This window comes from Rhodoferax ferrireducens, from assembly GCF_031458075.1.
Lineage (GTDB): Bacteria > Pseudomonadota > Gammaproteobacteria > Burkholderiales > Burkholderiaceae_C > Rhodoferax_B > Rhodoferax_B ferrireducens_A.
Genome location: NZ_JAVDXT010000010.1, coordinates 1 through 19,125 on the forward strand (window position 1 = coordinate 1; position 19,125 = coordinate 19,125).

Consider the following 19,125-nt stretch of genomic DNA (forward strand, 5'->3'; position numbering starts at 1 on the left):
AACCCCATCGCCATGGAAGAAGGTCTGCGTTTCGCTATCCGTGAAGGCGGCAAGACCGTCGGCGCCGGTGTGGTTGCCAAGATCATTGCTTAATTAATTTTGTAGGGGCGTAGCTCAATTGGCAGAGCGTCGGTCTCCAAAACCGAAGGTTGATGGTTCGATTCCTTCCGCCCCTGCCACCTAATTCATAAGGTGGCAATCAACAAGCCCGTCATGACCTGACGGGCTTCTGTGTCTCAAGAGACACCATGTATTTGAAGCAGGAAACAGCCAAAAATGGCCACTTCGCAAGTTGAAACCATCAACACAAACGCTGACAAAGCCAAGCTTGGTTTGTCGGCTGTTTTGGTGATTGGTGCGCTAGCAGCGTTTTACCTCCTTAGCAAACAAGGACAGATTGCCCAATGGGCGGCTTTGCTGGTTGGGATTGCGGCTGCCGTAGGCGTCTTTCTGTCCTCCGAGCCCGGTAAGCAGTTGGTGGCATTCGGACGCGATGCATGGCGTGAAGTCAAAAAGGTTGTCTGGCCTACGCGCAAAGAAGCGACGCAAATGACTTTGTACGTATTTGGTTTCGTGGTGATCATGGCCTTGTTCCTCTGGCTCACTGATAAGACGCTGGAATGGGTTTTTTACGACTTAATTCTGGGCTGGAAAAAATAATGACTGATGTTGTAGAAACTGGCGCGACGGAAACGCCAGCCACTCCCGTGAATCCTGATCTGCGCTGGTACATCGTGCATGCTTATTCCGGTATGGAAAAGGCCGTCGAACGCAACATCACTGAACGCATTCTTCAGTCGGGCATGCAGCAAAAGTTTGCCCGCATTCTGGTTCCGACCGAAGAAGTGGTTGAAATCAAGAATGGCCAGCGCAAGACGACTGAGCGCCGTCTTTTTCCTGGTTATGTGTTTGTCGAAATGGTCATGGACGATGAGTCTTGGCATTTGGTAAAGCACACCAATAAAGTTACAGGCTTTGTCGGTGGCGCGAAGAATCGCCCAGCACCGATCTCTGAAGCAGAAGTGCAGAAGATCGTTAGCCAGATGCAAGAAGGCACTGACAAACCACGCCACAAAGTCGAGTTCTTGGTGGGTGAGTTTGTTCGGGTCAAGGAAGGTCCGTTTACCGACTTCAATGGCTCCGTCGAAGAAGTCAATTACGAAAAAAGCAAAGTGCGCGTATCGGTTACGATTTTCGGCCGTGCCACACCGGTCGAGCTGGAATTCAGCCAGATCGAAAAGACCTAAGGTCGAAATTTAGGATTCCACGCTTTACGACTCGGCGTGGATGTTGTTAGTGAGTCGCAACCCCGGGGAGCTGATGTCTGCCAATCACGGTAAACAAAAGCGTTAACACCCGCAAGGAGTAAAAAATGGCGAAAAAAATCGTCGGTTTTATCAAGCTGCAAGTACCAGCCGGTAAGGCCAACCCATCCCCCCCGATCGGCCCCGCATTGGGTCAACGTGGTTTGAACATCATGGAGTTCTGCAAGGCATTCAATGCGCAGACCCAAGGCGTAGAACCAGGTCTGCCATTGCCCGTGGTGATCACTGCATTTGCAGATAAGAGCTTCACCTTCATCATCAAGACACCGCCTGCGACGGTTTTGATCAAGAAGTCCATCAAGCTGGACAAGGGTTCTTCCACACCGCACAGCGCCAAGGTCGGCAAGATCACCCGCGCTCAGCTGGAAGAAATTGCAAAGACCAAGATGAAGGATATGACAGCGGCCGATCTGGACGCTGCCGTTCGCACCATCGCTGGTACTGCCCGCTCTATGGGCGTGAATGTGGAGGGCGTGTAAATGTCCAAGCTGACCAAGAAACAGAAAGCCTTTGTAGGCAAGATCGACAGCACCAAGCTGTATCCATTGGCTGATGCTTTGGTCATCATCAAAGAGTGCGCCAACGCCAAGTTCGATGAATCCATCGACGTGGCTGTGCAACTCGGCATTGATGCCAAGAAATCTGACCAAGTTGTGCGTGGCGCTGTCGTGCTGCCTAACGGTACCGGCAAGACCAAACGTGTCGCTGTGTTCGCCCAAGGTGCCAAGGCTGAAGAAGCCAAGGCCGCTGGCGCCGACATCGTTGGTATGGACGACCTGGCCGCGATGATCAAGGCTGGCGACATGCCTTTCGACATCGTGATCGCCGCCCCTGACGCCATGCGCGTCGTCGGTACCTTGGGTCAGATCCTGGGCCCACGTGGCCTGATGCCTAACCCCAAGGTTGGTACGGTTACCCCAGACGTGGCAACTGCCGTCAAGAACGCAAAAGCGGGTCAAGTTCAGTTCCGCGTTGACAAAGCCGGTATTGTGCACAGCACCATCGGCCGTCGCTCGTTTGACTCTGACAAGTTGCAAGGCAACTTGGCTGCATTGATCGATGCTCTAACCAAGGCCAAGCCAGCGTCGAGCAAGGGTTTGTATTTACGCAAAGTAGCGGTTTCGAGCACGATGGGTGTGGGCGTTCGCGTCGACACGCAAACCATCGCAGCGTAATCGCAAAACTTGGGCAGTCAGCAATGACTGTCCAAAGTGGTGGGCCACTGAATTGCCAACAGAAATGTTGCAGTCCGGTGGGCCATCCAAGACCGTTGGTGTACAGCTTGCCTGTGCTTAATCAGTGAAAACCAACGCAGATGGCGATCCCGCTGCAGATGAAGAAATTTCAGAAACAGTTGGTCGCTGCAAAGTGGCGTGTTGAAAGGCAAAAGCCTGACAGCACTTTTTAAGGAGTAGACCTTGAGTCTTAATCGCAGTGAGAAAGAAGCGGTCATTACCGATGTGACCAGCCTCGCCGCTAAAGCTCAAACGCTCGTGGTGGCGGAATACCGTGGCATCACGGTCGCTGACATGACCAAATTGCGCTCGGCAGCGCGTAGCAACGGTGTGACCCTGAGCGTGTTGAAAAACACCCTGGCCCGCCGTGCTGTTGCTGGCAGTGCATTTGAAGTCTTGTCCGACCAGATGACCGGTCCGCTGATCTATGGCTTTTCTGTTGATGCCGTAGCTGCTGCAAAAGTAGTAGCTGAATTCTCGAAGACCAACGACAAGTTGGTGATTCGTGGTGGCGCCTTCGGTGGAAAAGTTCTGGACGTGAACGGCGTTAAGCAACTGGCAAGCATTCCTTCCAAGGAAGTTTTGTTGGCACAGTTGTTGGGCTTGATGCAATCCCCCATTTCGCGTACGGCACGTGTGCTGGCTGCATTGGCGGACAAAAAAGGCGCAGGTTCTTCCGAACCAGCAGCCGAAGCAGCCCCTGAAGTGGCAGCTGAGGTTGCTCCAGCCTAACTTCTAGAAGTTTAAGCTGGTATTCAAAAAACTTTGTTGGACAGTTACTTGCATACAGCTCGCACTGTCCCCAATTGAAAAAACTGGAAATCAAAATGGCATTCGATAAAGACGCATTTTTGACCGCGCTTGACAGCATGACGGTCCTGGAACTCAACGACCTGGTGAAAGCCATCGAAGAGAAGTTTGGCGTGAGCGCTGCCGCTATGGCAGGCCCCGCTGCCGCCGCAGGCCCTGCTGCCGCTGCTGAAGAAAAGACCGAATTCAACGTCGTTCTGCTCGAAGCTGGCGCGAACAAGGTGTCGGTCATTAAGGCTGTGCGCGAAATCACCGGCCTGGGCTTGAAAGAAGCCAAGGACCTGGTCGACGGCGCCCCCAAGGCTGTCAAGGAAGGCATTGCCAAGGCTGACGCCGACGCAGCCATGAAGAAGCTGGTGGAAGCCGGCGCCAAGGTCGAACTGAAGTAATCGACTTGGTTACAAGGGCTGGGGTGCTCCGAAAGGGCCCCCAGCCTTTCGTGCTTGTAAGAGAGCACTGAAAAACAGGCCTTTAACGCCTGTTTTTCAGTGTCTTCTGGCCCCGACTGCAGAAGATGCCTTGGTTCGGATTGCGTGCAATGCGCAATCGTCCGCCATGGTTGGTAGTGGCCAACCGCCAAGTTTGTTGTGCATGATGCCCAACGCGACAGTTGACAGGCCCCCCAGGACTCCCAAGTCCTTGCCCCCGGAGATCTCATGGCTTATACGTACACCGAACGCAAACGCATTCGCAAAAATTTCGGAAGCCGCGACAGCGTGCTTGAAGTCCCTTATCTGCTGCAAATGCAAAAAGATGCTTACACCGCATTTTTACAAGCAGATATTGCCCCCCAAAAACGTACTGTGGAAGGTCTGCAAGCAGCGTTTGATGCAGCGTTCCCAATCGTCTCGCACAATGGCTTTGTCGAGATGAAGTACGTTGAGTACAACTTGGCCAAGCCCGCCTTCGATGTGCGCGAATGCCAGACCCGCGGCCTGACCTTCGCCTCGGCCGTGCGCGCCAAAGTGCAGTTGATTATTTATGACCGTGAATCCTCCACTTCGCAGTCCAAGGTGATCAAAGAAGTGAAAGAGCAAGAAGTCTATATGGGCGAAGTACCGCTCATGACGGAAAAGGGCTCCTTCATCATCAATGGAACCGAACGCGTCATCGTTTCGCAGCTGCACCGTTCTCCCGGCGTGTTTTTTGAACACGACAAGGGCAAGACCCACAGCTCGGGCAAGCTCTTGTTCTCCGCACGCGTGATTCCTTACCGCGGCTCCTGGCTCGATTTCGAATTCGACCCCAAGGACGTGCTGTACTTCCGCGTCGACCGTCGCCGCAAGATGCCAGTCACGATCCTGCTCAAGGCCATCGGCCTTACACCAGAATCCATCTTGGCCAACTTCTTCGTCAACGACAACTTCCGTCTGATGGACAGTGGCGCACAAATGGAATTTGTCGCTGAACGTCTACGCGGCGAAGTGGCCCGCTTCGACATCACGGATAAGGCAGGCAAAGTTGTCGTCGCAAAAGACAAGCGCATTACTGCACGCCATACCCGCGATATGGAGCAGTCGAACACGACCCACATCAGCGTGCCGGAAGACTTCCTGGTGGGCCGCGTGGTCGCCAAGAATATTGTCGATGGCGACACTGGTGAAATCATTGCTAAGGCCAACGAGGAGTTGACCGAAGTACTGCTCAAGAAGCTGCGCAGTGCCGGTGTACAAGACCTGCAATGTATCTACACCAACGAGCTGGACCAAGGCGCCTACATCTCGCAAACCTTGCGCAGCGATGAAACGGTGGACGAGTTTGCCGCCCGCGTTGCCATCTATCGCATGATGCGTCCTGGCGAGCCTCCAACGGAAGATGCAGTCCAAGCGCTGTTCCAGCGTTTGTTCTACAACCCCGACACCTACGACCTGTCGCGCGTTGGCCGCATGAAGTTCAACGCCAAGATGGGCCGCGACGAATCCACCGGCCCCATGGTGCTGACCAACGAAGACATCTTGGCGGTTGTCAAGATTCTGGTGGATCTGCGCAATGGCCGCGGTGAAGTCGATGACATCGACCATCTGGGTAACCGCCGTGTGCGTTGCGTGGGTGAGCTGGCAGAGAACCAATACCGCGCCGGTTTGGCCCGGATTGAAAAAGCCGTGAAGGAACGTCTGGGTCAGGCCGAGCAAGAGCCGCTGATGCCGCACGACCTGATCAACAGCAAGCCGATTTCCGCCGCGCTCAAAGAGTTCTTCGGTGCATCGCAGCTGTCCCAGTTCATGGACCAAACCAACCCACTGGCGGAAATCACCCACAAGCGCCGCGTCTCGGCCCTTGGCCCGGGCGGTTTGACCCGCGAACGTGCCGGCTTCGAAGTGCGTGACGTGCACGTGACCCATTACGGTCGCGTATGCCCGATTGAAACGCCCGAAGGCCCGAACATTGGTCTGATCAACTCGCTGGCCTTGTATGCCCGCCTTAACGAGTACGGCTTCATCGAAACGCCGTATCGCCGCGTGGTGGACAGCAAGGTGACCAACGACATCGATTACCTGTCGGCCATCGAAGAAGGCAAATATGTGATCGCCCAAGCCAATGCGGCCCTGGACAAGGAAGGCAAGCTCTCCGGCGACCTGGTTTCGGCCCGTGAAAAAGGCGAATCTATCCTGGTGGGCGCTGAGCGCGTGCAGTACATGGACGTGTCGCCCGCCCAGATCGTCTCTGTCGCAGCCTCACTCGTGCCGTTCCTGGAACACGATGATGCAAACCGCGCCTTGATGGGCGCCAACATGTCGCGCCAAGCCGTCCCCGTGCTGCGTCCGGAAAAGCCCATGGTCGGCACCGGCATCGAGCGCGTTGCCGCAGTGGACTCGGGCACCGTGGTAACGGCCACCCGTGGCGGCCTGGTCGATTACGTGGACGCCACCCGCATCGTGATCCGGGTGAACGACGCCGAAGCGCTGGCTGGCGAAGTGGGCGTGGACATCTACAACCTGATCAAGTACCAGCGTTCCAACCAGAACACCAATATCCACCAGCGTCCCATCGTCAAAAAGGGCGACCGCTTGGCCAAGGGTGACGTGATCGCCGACGGCGCCTCCACCGATCTGGGAGAGATCGCGATCGGGCAGAACATGCTGATCGCCTTCATGCCCTGGAACGGCTACAACTTCGAAGATTCGATTTTGATCTCCGAACGGGTAGTGGCCGATGACCGCTACACCTCGATCCACATCGAGGAGCTGGTGGTGATGGCCCGTGATACCAAGCTGGGTGCCGAAGAAATCACCCGCGATATTCCGAACCTGAGCGAGCAGCAGCTGAACCGCCTCGACGAGTCCGGCATCATCTACGTGGGTGCAGAAGTGCAGCCCGGCGATACGCTGGTCGGCAAGGTCACACCCAAGGGTGAGACCACCCTGACGCCAGAAGAAAAACTGCTGCGTGCCATCTTCGGTGAAAAAGCCAGCGACGTGAAAGACACATCCCTGCGCGTCGACCAAGGCTCGCAAGGTACCGTGATTGACGTGCAAGTCTTCACCCGTGAAGGCATCGTGCGCGACAAGCGTGCCCAGCAGATCATTGACGATGAACTCAAGCGCTTCCGCTTGGACCTGAACGACCAGCTGCGCATCGTCGAGGCAGATGCTTTCGACCGTATCGAAAAGCTGTTGACAGGTCGTGTCGCCAACGGCGGCCCACAAAAGCTGGCCAAGGGCACCAAGCTCGACAAAGCCTATCTGTCCTCGGTGGAGAAATTCCACTGGTTCGACATCCGTCCCGCCGAAGATGAAGTGGCAACGCAACTCGAATCCATCAAGAACTCGCTGGAACAAACCCGCCATAGCTTCGACCTGGCTTTTGAAGAAAAGCGCAAGAAGCTCACGCAAGGTGACGAGTTGCCCGCAGGCGTGTTGAAGATGGTCAAGGTCTACCTGGCCGTCAAGCGCCGCTTGCAACCAGGTGACAAGATGGCCGGCCGCCACGGTAACAAGGGTGTGGTTTCCAAGATCGTTCCAGTCGAAGACATGCCTTACATGGCCGATGGCACACCTTGCGATATCTGCCTGAACCCGCTGGGCGTGCCATCACGGATGAACGTCGGCCAGGTGCTGGAAGTGCATCTGGGTTGGGCTGCAAAGGGTATTGGCCAGCGCATCGGTGACATGCTGCAAGCCGAAGCCAAGGTGGCGGAAGTCCGTAGCTTCATGGACAAGCTGTACAACGGCTCCGGCCGCAAGGAAGACCTGAGCCAGCTCAGCGACCAGGAAGTGTTCGACATGGCTGCCAACATGGCCCAAGGGGTCACCTTTGCAACGCCGGTGTTTGACGGCGCCTCGGAAGAAGACATCCGCGGCATGCTGCAATTGGCGTATCCCGATGACATAGCCAAGCACAAGGGTTTGACCATTACGCGTACCCAGGCCAATCTGTTTGATGGCCGCTCGGGTGAGCCTTTTGAACGTCCAACCACGGTGGGCTATATGCACTTCTTGAAGTTGCACCATTTGGTCGACGACAAGATGCACGCCCGCTCCACCGGTCCTTACAGTCTGGTCACACAACAACCATTGGGCGGTAAAGCCCAGTTCGGTGGCCAGCGTTTCGGGGAAATGGAAGTGTGGGCGCTGGAAGCGTACGGCGCCTCCTACACCCTGCAGGAAATGCTCACTGTCAAGTCGGATGACGTGGTCGGTCGTACCAAGGTGTATGAAAGCATCGTCAAGGGCGAACACGCCATCGAAGCAGGTATGCCGGAATCGTTCAACGTGCTGGTCAAGGAAATTCGTTCCCTCGGCCTGGACATCGAACTCGAGCGTAGCTAATTGCGGACAAGAAAAGGATTTAACCCATGAAATCATTACTCGACCTGTTCAAGCAGTTCACGCCCGATGCGCATTTCGATGCAATTCGGATCGGTATGGCCTCGCCCGAAAAAATTCGGTCCTGGTCTTTCGGTGAAGTGAAGAAGCCAGAAACCATCAACTACCGTACCTTCAAGCCAGAGCGCGATGGTCTGTTTTGCGCCAAGATTTTTGGCCCTATCAAAGACTACGAATGCCTGTGCGGCAAGTACAAACGCCTCAAGCACCGCGGCGTAATCTGCGAGAAGTGTGGCGTTGAAGTCACCCAGACCAAGGTGCGCCGCGAACGCATGGGCCACATCGATCTGGCCGCGCCCTGCGCCCACATCTGGTTCCTCAAATCGCTGCCATCGCGTCTAGGCCTGGTGCTTGACATGACACTGCGCGACATCGAACGCGTGCTGTACTTTGAAGCCTATGTGGTGACCGACCCCGGCATGACCCCGCTGAAGAAATTCGCGATCATGTCGGAAGATGACTTTGATGCGAAGACCAAGGAATACGGCGACGAATTCGTGGCCAAGATGGGCGCGGAAGGCATCAAGGACTTGCTGGAAGCCATCGAAATCGATTCTTCCATCGAACGTCTGCGCAACGATCTGACCGGTTCCGAAGTCAAGATCAAGAAGAACGCCAAGCGCCTCAAGCTGCTGGAAGCATTCAAGAAGTCGGGCATCAAGCCCGAGTGGATGGTGCTGAATGTGTTGCCCGTGCTGCCGCCGGACCTGCGTCCGCTGGTGCCGCTGGATGGTGGCCGCTTCGCGACCTCCGACCTGAACGACCTGTACCGCCGCGTGATCAATCGCAACAGCCGTCTGCGCCGTTTGCTGGAATTGAAAGCACCGGAAATCATCGCCCGCAACGAAAAGCGCATGCTGCAAGAAGCGGTTGACTCGCTGCTGGACAACGGTCGCCGTGGCAAAGCCATGACCGGTGCCAACAAGCGCGCGCTGAAATCGCTGGCCGACATGATCAAGGGCAAGAGCGGCCGTTTCCGCCAGAACTTGTTGGGTAAGCGCGTCGACTACTCTGGCCGTTCGGTCATTGTGGTAGGCCCAACCCTCAAGCTGCACCAGTGCGGCCTGCCCAAGCTGATGGCTCTGGAACTGTTCAAGCCATTCATCTTCTCGCGCCTGGAAGCCATGGGCATCGCCACCACCATCAAGGCGGCGAAGAAAGAAGTTGAATCGGGTACGCCAGTGGTCTGGGACATCCTGGAAGAGGTCATCAAAGAGCACCCCGTGATGCTGAACCGTGCGCCTACGCTGCACCGTTTGGGTATCCAGGCGTTTGAGCCCATCCTGATCGAAGGCAAGGCCATCCAGTTGCACCCCCTGGTTTGCTCGGCCTTCAACGCCGACTTCGACGGTGACCAAATGGCTGTGCACGTACCGCTGTCGGTGGAAGCCCAGATGGAAGCCCGCACACTGATGCTGGCTTCGAACAACATCTTGTTCCCCGCCAACGGCGAGCCCTCCATCGTGCCATCGCAAGACGTGGTGCTGGGTCTGTACTACACGACCCGTGACCGTGTGAATGGCAAGGGTGAAGGCCTGATCTTCTCGGACACCGGCGAAGTGCAGCGCGCCTTTGACGCCGGCCAGGTCGAACTGACCGCCCGCATCAATGTGCGTTTGACCGAATACACCAAGAACAAGGAAACCGGTGAATTCGAGCCATCGACCAAGCTGTGGGAAACCACCGCTGGCCGTGCGCTGCTGTCGGAAATCCTGCCCAAGGGCCTGCCTTTCTCCAACATCAACAAGGCGTTGAAGAAGAAGGAAATTTCCAAGCTGATCAACGTGTCGTTCCGCAAGTGCGGATTGAAAGAGACCGTGGTGTTTGCCGACAAGCTGTTGCAAAACGGTTTCCGCCTGGCAACCAAGGCCGGTATCTCGATCTGCATCGACGACATGCTGGTGCCACAAGAAAAGCACGGCATCATTGCCCGCGCTGAAAAGGAAGTCAAAGAAATCGCCAACCAGTACGTGTCTGGCCTGGTAACCTCCGGCGAGCGCTACAACAAGGTGGTGGACATCTGGGGCAAGGCCGGCGACGAAGTGTCCAAGGTGATGATGGCCCAGCTCTCCAAAGAGAAAACCATCGACCGAAACGGCAAGGAAGTCGAGCAAGAGTCGTTCAACTCCATCTACATGATGGCTGACTCCGGCGCCCGCGGTTCTGCAGCGCAGATCCGCCAGGTGGCCGGTATGCGGGGTTTGATGGCCAAGCCGGATGGCTCGATCATTGAAACGCCGATTACCGCGAACTTCCGCGAAGGCCTGAACGTGTTGGAGTACTTCATTTCCACCCACGGTGCCCGTAAGGGTCTCGCGGATACGGCACTGAAGACCGCCAACTCGGGTTACCTGACCCGCCGTCTGGTCGATGTGACGCAGGACTTGGTCGTGACCGAAAACGACTGCGGCACGGCCAACGGCTACCTGATGCGCGCCATCGTTGAAGGCGGTGAAGTCATCGAATCGCTGCGCGACCGCATTCTGGGTCGTACCGCAGCCGAAGATGTGCTGCACCCTGAAGACCGCTCGGTCCTCGCTAGCGCCGGTGCCATGATGGACGAGGACATGCTCGACATCTTGGAAACCGCTGGTGTGGACGAAGTCAAGGTGCGTACCGCGCTGACCTGTGCTACCCGCTTCGGCATCTGCGCCAAGTGCTATGGCCGCGATCTGGGCCGTGGTGGTCTGATCAACGGCGGCGAGGCTGTGGGCGTGATTGCAGCCCAGTCCATCGGCGAACCCGGTACCCAGCTGACCATGCGTACCTTCCACATCGGTGGTGCGGCATCCCGTGCCGCCATCGCCTCCAGCGTGGAAGCCAAGTCCAACGGCACGATCGGCTTCAACGCCACGATGCGCTATGTGACCAACAGCAAGAACGAGCTGGTCGTGATTGCCCGCTCCGGTGAAATCATCATCACCGAGCATGGCCGCGAACGCGAACGCCACAAAGTGCCTTACGGCGCGATTCTGTCGGTGACGGCAGACCAGGCTGTCAAGGCCGGTACGATTCTGGCGAACTGGGATCCGCTGACGCGCCCCATCATTACCGAGTTCGCTGGTACCAGCAAATTCGAGAATGTGGAAGAAGGCCTGACGGTAGCTCGCCAAGTGGACGAAGTCACCGGCTTGTCGACCATGGTGGTCATCGATCCTAAGCGCCGCGGCGCTGCCAAGGTGGTGCGCCCGCAGGTCAAGCTGATCGATGCCAATGGCAACGAAGTGAAGATCACCGGCACCGACCACTCGGTAACCATCGGCTTCCCGATCGGTGCACTGATCCAGGTGCGCGACGGCCAGGAAGTGGGCCGCGGCGAAGTGCTGGCCCGTATCCCGATCGAAGGCCAGAAGACCCGCGACATTACCGGCGGTCTGCCCCGTGTGGCCGAGCTGTTCGAAGCGCGTACGCCAAAGGACAAGGGCATGCTGGCCGAAATGACCGGTACCGTGTCGTTCGGCAAGGAAACCAAGGGCAAGGTTCGCCTGCAGATCACCGATCCCGAAGGTACGGTCTGGGACGAGCTGATCCCCAAGGAAAAGAGCATCCTGGTGCACGAAGGCCAAGTGGTCAACAAGGGCGAAAACATTGTGGACGGCCCAGCCGACCCACAAGACATCTTGCGCTTGCTGGGCATGGAAGAGCTGGCCCGCTACATCGTGGACGAAGTGCAGGACGTGTACCGCTTGCAAGGCGTGAAGATCAACGACAAGCACATTGAAGTGATCGTGCGCCAGATGCTGCGCCGCGTGGTGGTGGAGAACGCCGGTGAATCCGGTTACATCAACGGGGAACAAGTTGAACGTAGCGAAATGCTCGACACCAACGACGCCTTGCGCGCCGAAGGCAAGACTCCTGCGACGTTTACCAACCTGTTGCTGGGTATTACCAAGGCCTCCTTGTCTACTGACAGCTTCATCAGCGCCGCGTCCTTCCAGGAAACCACGCGCGTGTTGACCGAAGCCGCCATCATGGGCAAGCGCGACGAACTGCGTGGTCTGAAGGAAAACGTGATCGTCGGCCGCCTGATCCCCGCTGGCACCGGCATGGCCTACCACCAGGCTCGCCTGGCCAAGGACTTGATGGACGACGCCGAGCGCCGCGCCATTGCAGAGTCCGAAGCCGCCGAACTGGCTGGCGCCCAAGAAGCTACCGCGCTGTCTGAAAGCGGCGAGGGCTCCGTAGGCGAATAAGCTACGCCACGCACTGCGCACCAAGGCACCTCAAATCCATCTCTGGTGGATTTGGGGTGTTTTTTTATGTGCGCCACATCCAGTCGCAAGACAGCTTCCGCAAAGGTATATCGTGATTTCCGGATCCATCGTTGGGTGGGGCCTGGCCGCCCTGCTGCTGTTCTGGTCCGTCGGGGCCTACAACCGGCTGGTACGCCTGCGCGGTCAAGCGGTACGCGCGTTTGCCACGCTCGCCCCGCTGCTGCAGCGCTATAGCGAATTGCTGCCAGCCTGCCCTCCCGCAGAGAGCGGCACACCGTCTACCGCATGGTCTGGTTTGTATGGCGCGCATGCGCAATTTGCGGCCTCGCTGGCGGTGGCGCGCAGCCACCCCCTGGATGCGGCAGCCATAGCCGCTTTGGCGGCAGCCGACCAGGTACTGCAAATGGCCTGGTTGCGCGTGGCGACCGAGGGCCGGGGATGCGATGGCCAGGCGCTGGCCGAGACTTTGCCGCCGCAATGGGCCGAGATCCAGCGGCATGTCGAGCACACCAAGCCGCTATTCACCCAAGCGGTACATGGCTACAACAGCGCCATCACACAATTCCCGGCACTGCTGCTTGCGTGGCTGTTCGGTTTTCGCGCGGCCCAGCCGCTGTAAACCGCTGTCCCCTTTATTTGACGATACGCATTGAGAATATGACCCGCCCAGACGCCCCCCCACACTCCCCTGCGCAGATTCCGCTATGGCGCCAACTCCAGGCGGCGGCCGAGGTCTTGCATGCCGTGCGCAATGGTGCGTCGGCCACCCCCGCCCTGGCCGCAGTGGACAGCCCGCTGCGCCCCGGCGTGCAAGCCCTGGTGTTCCATACCTTGCGCAATTTGGGCCGCGCCGAGGCCTTGCGCGTGCAATTGGCCAAGCGCCCGCCCCCACCGCCCGCAGATGCCCTGCTGTGCACCGCGCTGGCCCTGGTGTGGGACGAGGCTGCGGCGCCGTATGCGGTCTTCACCTTGGTCGACCAGGCCGTGGAAGCCGCGAACCGGGGCCCGGCCCGGGCCCAGGCCAGCTTCATCAACGCCTGTCTGCGCCGCTTTCTGCGCGAGCGGGACGCCTTGGTCAGCGCCACCGACCGGGATCCGGTCGCCGTGTGGAACCATCCGCGCTGGTGGATACAGCGGCTCAAGCAAGAGCAGCCACAGCGTTGGCAGGAAATTTTGCAGGCGAATAACCAGCACGCCCCGATGACATTGCGGGTTAATGCACAAAAATCGACTCCAGCGCAATCCCTATCTGCGCTAGCAGCTATCAATATTGAAGCATTCCTGGTGGGCGACTCGGGCATCGCCCTGGCCCAGCCGCGCCCGGTACACGACATCCCCGGGTTTTCTGAAGGCGCCATCTCGGTCCAGGATGCGGCCGCCCAGCTGGCAGCGCCCTTGCTGCTGCAAGGCCTGGACCGCACGCAGCCTTTGCGGATTCTGGACGCCTGCGCCGCCCCCGGCGGCAAAACAGCCCATCTGCTGGAGCTGGTGCAAGCCGAATTGACGGCACTGGATATCGACGCCACGCGCTGCGAGCGCATCCAGCAAAACCTGCAACGCCAAGGCCTGCAGGCCAAGCTGGTGGTGGCCGACGCCAACCAGCCCGATACCTGGTGGGATGGCCAGCTCTTCGACGCCATCCTGCTCGATGCGCCCTGCACTGCGTCCGGCATCGTGCGGCGCCACCCGGATGTGCGCTGGCTACGCCGTGAAACGGATATTGCACAATTGGCCGTACTGCAAGCCAGCCTGCTGCAGCGACTGTGGCCCTTGCTGCGGCCCGGCGGGCGCCTGCTGTACTGCACCTGCTCGGTATTCCGGGCCGAGGGCCAAGACCAGATTGAAACGTTCCTTGCACACCACACCGAAGCCCATTTACACGATTCTCCCGGCCATTTAATGCCCCGCACCTGGGCTTCTGTCGCCGGTGTCCCGGACAATCGAATTTGTGACAACGATGGATTTTTTTACGCTCTGCTGGAAAAACGTGTGCTCTAAACGGGCGGCACTGCGGTTCTGCGTCTATGCCCTGTTCTGCTATCTGCCCCTGGCCCAGGCGCAAAGCACCTTGGTTGAGATCAACCAGATGCAGGTCGAGCGCAGTGATGCTGGCGTATTTTTCTCCTCCAACCTCAAGTTCGAGCTGCCCGGCCTGGTAGAAGATGCGCTGCACAAAGGCATTCCGATGTACTTCGTCGCCGAAATCGAGGTACTGCGCGACCGCTGGTACTGGTCGGACCGCTCTGTTACCCACCAGTTTCGCTACATGCGGCTGGCCTACCAGCCGCTGACGCGGCGCTGGCGCCTGAACATCGCGCCCACGCCCATAGGCAATAGCGGCCTGGGGGTGGTGCTGAGCCAGAACTTCGAATCCCTGCCCGATGCATTGGCCAGCGTCCAACGCCTGTCCCGCTGGCGCATCGCCGACGCGGCCGACATCGAATTCGACGGCAAGACCCATCTCGAATTCAGCTTCCAGCTCGATGTATCGCAGCTGCCGCGCCCGCTGCAAATCGGCGCACTGGGCCAAACCGACTGGAACCTGTCCGGTTCGCGCAATCTGCGGCTCACGGCCGAAAACCCCAAGTGAGCCCGCCCCAGCCAGCCTCCCGCGGTACGCGCAATCCGCGTGCGCTACGCTGGGCCTGGGGCGTCGGCGCGGTGGTGGTGATGGCGATCGGACTGATACTGCTGCTGCTGCTCACACAGTCGACCAATAACCGCGAGCTGTACGAGCGCAACTATGCGCGCCTGTTTGCGGTCAATGTGGTGGTGGCCGCCGTGCTGTTTGCGGTCATTGCCTGGATGGCGGTGCGCTTGCTGATCCGCCTGCGGCGCGGCAAATTTGGCAGCCGCCTGCTGGTCAAACTGGCCACCATTTTCGCCCTGGTCGGCCTGATGCCGGGCTTGCTGATCTACGTGGTGTCCTACCAGTTCGTGTCGCGCTCCATCGAGAGCTGGTTCGACGTCAAGGTCGAAGGTGCGTTGGACGCCGGGGTCAATCTGGGACGCACCACCCTCGACATTCTGGCCAATGGAATGGCCGACAAAGCCCGTAGCGCCGGTAGCCAGCTCGCCGATATACCGGATGCTGCGGCAGGCCTGACGCTGGAGCGCATCCGCGACCAGCTGGATGCCAACGATGTGGTGCTGTGGAGCGCCAGTGGCCAGCTGATCGCCAGCGTAGGCCAATCGCGCTTTCTGCTCAACCCCGAACGTCCCAGCCCACAACAGCTGCGCAATGTGCGCAGCCAGCGCGCGGTGGCCGCGATTGAAGGCCTGGACGAAACCGGCACAGCAGCCGAATCTACCGCCCATATCAAAGCCCTGGCTTTGGTCTCCAGCCGAGGGCTGGGGCTGCTGGCCGAACCGCGGTTTCTGCAAGTGGTACAGGCCCTGCCGCCGGCACTGGTCGCCAATGCCATGGCGGTACAAACGGCAAACCGCGAGTACCAGGAGCGTGCCCTCGCGCGCAGCGGCCTCAAGCGCATGTACATCGGCACGCTGACCCTCAGCCTGTTTCTGGCCGTGTTCGGCGCGGTACTGTTGGCCGTGTTGCTAGGCAACCAATTGGCCCGTCCGCTGCTGCTGCTGGCCGAAGGCGTGCGCCAGGTGGCGGAAGGCGACTTGACACCCAAGGCCGTGCTGCAAGGCCGGGATGAGCTCGGCGGCCTGACCCGTTCCTTTGCCAACATGACGCAGCAGCTGGCCGACGCGCGGTCCGCGGTGGACCACAGCATGGCCCAGGTCAACGCCGCCCGGGCCAATCTGCAAACCATTCTGGACAACCTCACCGCCGGCGTGATCGTGCTGGATGCCCAAGGCCTGATCCAGTCCAGCAACCCGGGCGCCACCCGCATCCTGCGCGTTCCCTTGGCCGCATTTGAAGGCCGCCCCTTGGCAGAAGTGCCAAGCCTGGAGGATTTTGCCAAACGGGTCAACGCACAGTTCGATGTGTTCCTGAGCGAGCAAACCCACCACGGGCTGGACCACTGGCAACAGTCTTTCGAACTCAACGCCACGGCGTCGCCCTTTTCTCAAGACGCTATTACTTTAGTAGCTAGAGGCGCAGAGTTACCGGGCAGCAACCGTCTTTTAGTCTTTGATGACATCTCGGAAATCGTTTCCGCCCAACGGGCCCAAGCCTGGGGCGAGGTGGCCCGCCGGCTAGCCCATGAAATCAAGAATCCGCTGACGCCGATCCAGCTGTCTGCCGAGCGGATGGAAATGAAGCTACTCAGCAAATTGGCCGATCCCGAGCAAGCACTGCTCAAGAAATCAGTCAAAACCATTGTGGACCAGGTGGATGCCATGAAGCGTCTGGTCAATGAGTTCCGCGACTACGCCCGACTCCCCGCTGCGGAGCTCAAACCGCTGGATCTGAATGCACTGGTACAGGATGTGCTGCAACTCTATGAGAACGATGCGGCGACGGTAAGAATCACTTCAGAACTGGATGCGCTGTGCCCGCCGATATTGGGTGACGCTGAGCAATTGCGCCAGGTCATCCATAACCTGCTGCAGAACGCACAGGACGCCTCAGAAGCCACGCGCCGGCCCGACTTCGTACCCGAGGTCAGCCTGCGCACCCAATGGGTCTCTGCGGCCCAACGCGTCCGCCTGGTGGTCCGCGACCAAGGCACCGGTTTCCCCGACCATATCTTGAAGCGTGCGTTTGAACCCTACGTCACCACCAAGAGCCGAGGTACGGGCCTAGGGCTGGCCGTCGTCAAAAAAATTGCCGACGAGCATGGCGCCCGCATCGATGTATCGAATCGTGTTGTAGATGGTGCCGTAGATGGCGCGCAAGTATCGTTATCATTCGCCATCGAGACCAGCGTGGCTGGTTAACAACAAACACCACATTATTTTCAGGAGCCAACGCTTCAATCATGGCAAACATTCTGGTGGTCGACGACGAACACGGCATCCGCGATCTGCTTTCCGAGATCCTTAACGATGAGGGCCATAACGTTGAGCTCGCAGAGAACGCAGCCGAAGCCCGTGAGGCCCGGCTACGCAGTCGTCCTGACCTGGTTCTGCTCGACATCTGGATGCCAGATACCGATGGTGTTTCGCTGCTCAAGGAATGGGCCTCCGCGGGGGTCCTCACCATGCCGGTCATCATGATGAGCGGCCACGCCACCATAGACACCGCCGTAGAGGCCACACGCATCGGCGCGCACTCCTTTCTTGAGAAGCCCATCACCCTGCAAAAGCTGCTGAAGGCCGTTGAGCAAGCGCTGACGCGCAATGCTGCACGTAAGCCAACAGCAGTGCCTGGCGTACCGGTATCGTTAGACCCGGGAAGAACACCGGCAGTGGAGTTTATGGACAACGCTCCTGGCCAGAGCGCGCCCCCCGCTAGCGCGCTGGGCCCCCAATCGCAACAAACCTTTGACCTGGATAAGCCCTTGCGCGAAGCCCGCGATGGATTTGAAAAAGCGTACTTCGAATTTCATTTGGCGCAAGAAGGCGGCTCGATGACCCGCGTTGCCGAACAAACCGGTTTAGAACGTACACACCTCTACAGAAAACTAAAACAACTCGGCGTAGAGTTGGGCAAAGGGAAACGGGCCTAATTCTGGTATATAATTGAAAGCTCAGGCCCGGTAGCTCAGTCGGTAGAGCAGAGGATTGAAAATCCTTGTGTCGGTGGTTCGATTCCGCCCCAGGCCACCAGAAATGCAAGCCCTTGATTCTTGACAGAATCGAGGGCTTTTGTACTTCTGGCGTTGCGCTAGCCTCTTGGTTTGGTACACCAAGCAGGTACACCGAGACACTTTTGAAACCTAGAATGAGCGGCTGCAACGCGCCCCTCCGCCGCTCCTTTATGGCCTAACCTTTCAAGCATCCCGACACGGGGATCTACTACCTGCGCCGCAAGGTCCCGCTTGAGCTTCAGCCGAGACCTTGGGGCGGGAATACAAGCGTTCGCTGGGAACCCGAGAACCAGCCAAAGCGAAAGGGCTGTTCGCTGAGGAATGGGCCAGAAGCGAGGCTGCGTTCGCCTTGGCGAAAGCTCAACTGGCTGGCGAGGTTATCCTAACGGTGCCCGATCTTCAGACCTTGGCCACGCACTGGTACCACGAGGAGCTTGACAAGGCCGAACGAACTGGCGACTTCAGGCAATGGATTGCCGAAGGTCCGGCAACGGCATGGGAGGTAGCCGCCCCGGTAACCCTGGGCCTGAATGTGTGCGAACAAGGCACTGGCGCTGCGCCGACTATGTTTAGGCCGATGGCTGTCGGTCGTGAGGGCCTGCTGCAGGGTCGGCTCGAAGGCGGTGAGCTTACCTTCCTGCTTGCCCCGTTCGTGCTTCGGGACTGCCTCGACGGGCGCCTTGAGCCACTTCTTGACCGTGTTGCGCGACAAACCTGTGCGCTTCGCGATCTCGCTGAGGGAGAGTTGGTCGCGCACCCTCACCCTGATTAGTTTTGGATCGACCGAATAGAATACATACCATATTGCGATACGGGGGAGAATCAAAATGACTCATCGGTCGCTTTCTATCAGACTGCGACAGCGCCGGTAAGCATTCGATGGAAATCGACGGATCAGGTTCGCATATAAACTAACGATCCGTCTAATAAAAACAACTTCAATGCGCATTTGAGTTGTTTTTCAAGCTTGCTGCAAACGTTTTACGTTTTCTTTAGAGCTTGGAGGTAAGCACTAAAGAAAACGCCCAGTCCGCTGGACTGGGCGTTTCTTG

General features: G+C 58.4%; 15 protein-coding genes and 2 tRNA genes. 16 read left to right on the plus strand and 1 reads right to left on the minus strand.

Features of this window, described 5'->3' with window-relative positions; translation table 11 throughout:
• The 16 genes from J2X19_RS25705 to J2X19_RS25780 all read left to right on the plus strand — a co-directional run.
• The coding region (locus tag J2X19_RS25705; protein ID WP_473198107.1) for an EF-Tu C-terminal domain-related protein at positions 1 to 93 on the plus strand (93 nt) is incomplete at its 5' end.
• A gap of 10 nt (positions 94 to 103) precedes the next feature.
• A tRNA-Trp gene (locus J2X19_RS25710) sits at positions 104 to 179 on the plus strand.
• A gap of 97 nt (positions 180 to 276) precedes the next feature.
• Entirely contained in the window at positions 277 to 660 is a 384-nt protein-coding gene (secE, locus tag J2X19_RS25715; protein ID WP_116606972.1) for a preprotein translocase subunit SecE, read from the plus strand.
• Positions 660 to 1,247: a transcription termination/antitermination protein NusG gene (gene nusG, locus J2X19_RS25720; protein ID WP_310377282.1), complete on the plus strand. Its 588-nt coding sequence runs from the start codon at positions 660 to 662 to the stop codon at positions 1,245 to 1,247. The genes secE and nusG overlap by 1 nt, the downstream gene beginning before the upstream one ends.
• Before the next feature lie 125 nt (positions 1,248 to 1,372).
• On the plus strand, positions 1,373 to 1,804 hold the full coding sequence (rplK, locus tag J2X19_RS25725) for a 50S ribosomal protein L11 (protein ID WP_092762877.1): 432 nt from the start codon (positions 1,373 to 1,375) through the stop codon (positions 1,802 to 1,804).
• Entirely contained in the window at positions 1,805 to 2,500 is a 696-nt protein-coding gene (rplA, locus tag J2X19_RS25730; RefSeq protein WP_092762875.1) for a 50S ribosomal protein L1, read from the plus strand. It abuts the gene before it with no gap.
• A gap of 243 nt (positions 2,501 to 2,743) precedes the next feature.
• A complete protein-coding gene (gene rplJ, locus J2X19_RS25735; protein WP_092762873.1) occupies positions 2,744 to 3,292 on the plus strand; it encodes a 50S ribosomal protein L10 in 549 nt (182 codons plus the stop codon).
• A 95-nt stretch (positions 3,293 to 3,387) separates the two neighbouring features.
• Positions 3,388 to 3,759 carry a 50S ribosomal protein L7/L12 gene (gene rplL / locus J2X19_RS25740; protein WP_092762889.1) on the plus strand — a complete coding sequence of 124 codons (372 nt, stop codon included), beginning with the start codon at positions 3,388 to 3,390 and terminating at the stop codon, positions 3,757 to 3,759.
• A gap of 267 nt (positions 3,760 to 4,026) precedes the next feature.
• Positions 4,027 to 8,139, plus strand: a complete 4,113-nt coding sequence (gene rpoB / locus J2X19_RS25745) for a DNA-directed RNA polymerase subunit beta (RefSeq protein ID WP_310377286.1) — start codon at positions 4,027 to 4,029, stop codon at positions 8,137 to 8,139.
• A 26-nt stretch (positions 8,140 to 8,165) separates the two neighbouring features.
• Positions 8,166 to 12,389, plus strand: coding sequence for a DNA-directed RNA polymerase subunit beta' (gene rpoC / locus J2X19_RS25750; RefSeq protein ID WP_116606969.1), 4,224 nt, complete (start codon positions 8,166 to 8,168; stop codon positions 12,387 to 12,389).
• A 112-nt stretch (positions 12,390 to 12,501) separates the two neighbouring features.
• Complete coding sequence (locus J2X19_RS25755) at positions 12,502 to 13,029, plus strand: LemA family protein (protein ID WP_310377289.1); 528 nt, start codon at positions 12,502 to 12,504, stop codon at positions 13,027 to 13,029.
• Between the two features lie 38 nt (positions 13,030 to 13,067).
• Positions 13,068 to 14,408: a 16S rRNA (cytosine(967)-C(5))-methyltransferase RsmB gene (gene rsmB / locus J2X19_RS25760; RefSeq protein WP_310377291.1), complete on the plus strand. Its 1,341-nt coding sequence runs from the start codon at positions 13,068 to 13,070 to the stop codon at positions 14,406 to 14,408.
• A complete protein-coding gene (locus J2X19_RS25765) occupies positions 14,398 to 15,000 on the plus strand; it encodes a DUF4390 domain-containing protein (protein ID WP_310377294.1) in 603 nt (200 codons plus the stop codon). The genes rsmB and J2X19_RS25765 overlap by 11 nt, the downstream gene beginning before the upstream one ends.
• The gene (locus J2X19_RS25770; protein WP_310377296.1) at positions 14,997 to 17,261 is read left to right on the plus strand and encodes a sensor histidine kinase; all 2,265 of its coding nucleotides are present in this window, start codon (positions 14,997 to 14,999) and stop codon (positions 17,259 to 17,261) included. Before J2X19_RS25765 ends, J2X19_RS25770 begins: the two co-directional genes overlap by 4 nt.
• Before the next feature lie 41 nt (positions 17,262 to 17,302).
• A complete protein-coding gene (locus J2X19_RS25775) occupies positions 17,303 to 17,992 on the plus strand; it encodes a response regulator (protein WP_310377298.1) in 690 nt (229 codons plus the stop codon).
• A gap of 24 nt (positions 17,993 to 18,016) precedes the next feature.
• A tRNA-Phe gene (locus tag J2X19_RS25780) sits at positions 18,017 to 18,092 on the plus strand.
• A 363-nt stretch (positions 18,093 to 18,455) separates the two neighbouring features.
• Here J2X19_RS25780 and J2X19_RS25785 read toward each other — a convergent pair.
• The gene (locus J2X19_RS25785) at positions 18,456 to 18,830 is read right to left on the minus strand and encodes a helix-turn-helix domain-containing protein (RefSeq protein ID WP_310377300.1); all 375 of its coding nucleotides are present in this window, start codon (positions 18,828 to 18,830) and stop codon (positions 18,456 to 18,458) included.
• Between the last annotated feature and the right edge of the window lie 295 nt (positions 18,831 to 19,125).

Coding starts and splice junctions, on each gene's coding strand:
- rplL (WP_092762889.1), top strand. CDS start 3,388: ATGGCATTCGATAAAGACGCATTTTTGACCGCGCTTGACAGCATGACG.
- rplA (WP_092762875.1), top strand. CDS start 1,805: ATGTCCAAGCTGACCAAGAAACAGAAAGCCTTTGTAGGCAAGATCGAC.
- rpoB (WP_310377286.1), top strand. CDS start 4,027: ATGGCTTATACGTACACCGAACGCAAACGCATTCGCAAAAATTTCGGA.
- J2X19_RS25775 (WP_310377298.1), top strand. CDS start 17,303: ATGGCAAACATTCTGGTGGTCGACGACGAACACGGCATCCGCGATCTG.
- rsmB (WP_310377291.1), top strand. CDS start 13,068: ATGACCCGCCCAGACGCCCCCCCACACTCCCCTGCGCAGATTCCGCTA.
- nusG (WP_310377282.1), top strand. CDS start 660: ATGACTGATGTTGTAGAAACTGGCGCGACGGAAACGCCAGCCACTCCC.
- secE (WP_116606972.1), top strand. CDS start 277: ATGGCCACTTCGCAAGTTGAAACCATCAACACAAACGCTGACAAAGCC.
- rpoC (WP_116606969.1), top strand. CDS start 8,166: ATGAAATCATTACTCGACCTGTTCAAGCAGTTCACGCCCGATGCGCAT.
- rplK (WP_092762877.1), top strand. CDS start 1,373: ATGGCGAAAAAAATCGTCGGTTTTATCAAGCTGCAAGTACCAGCCGGT.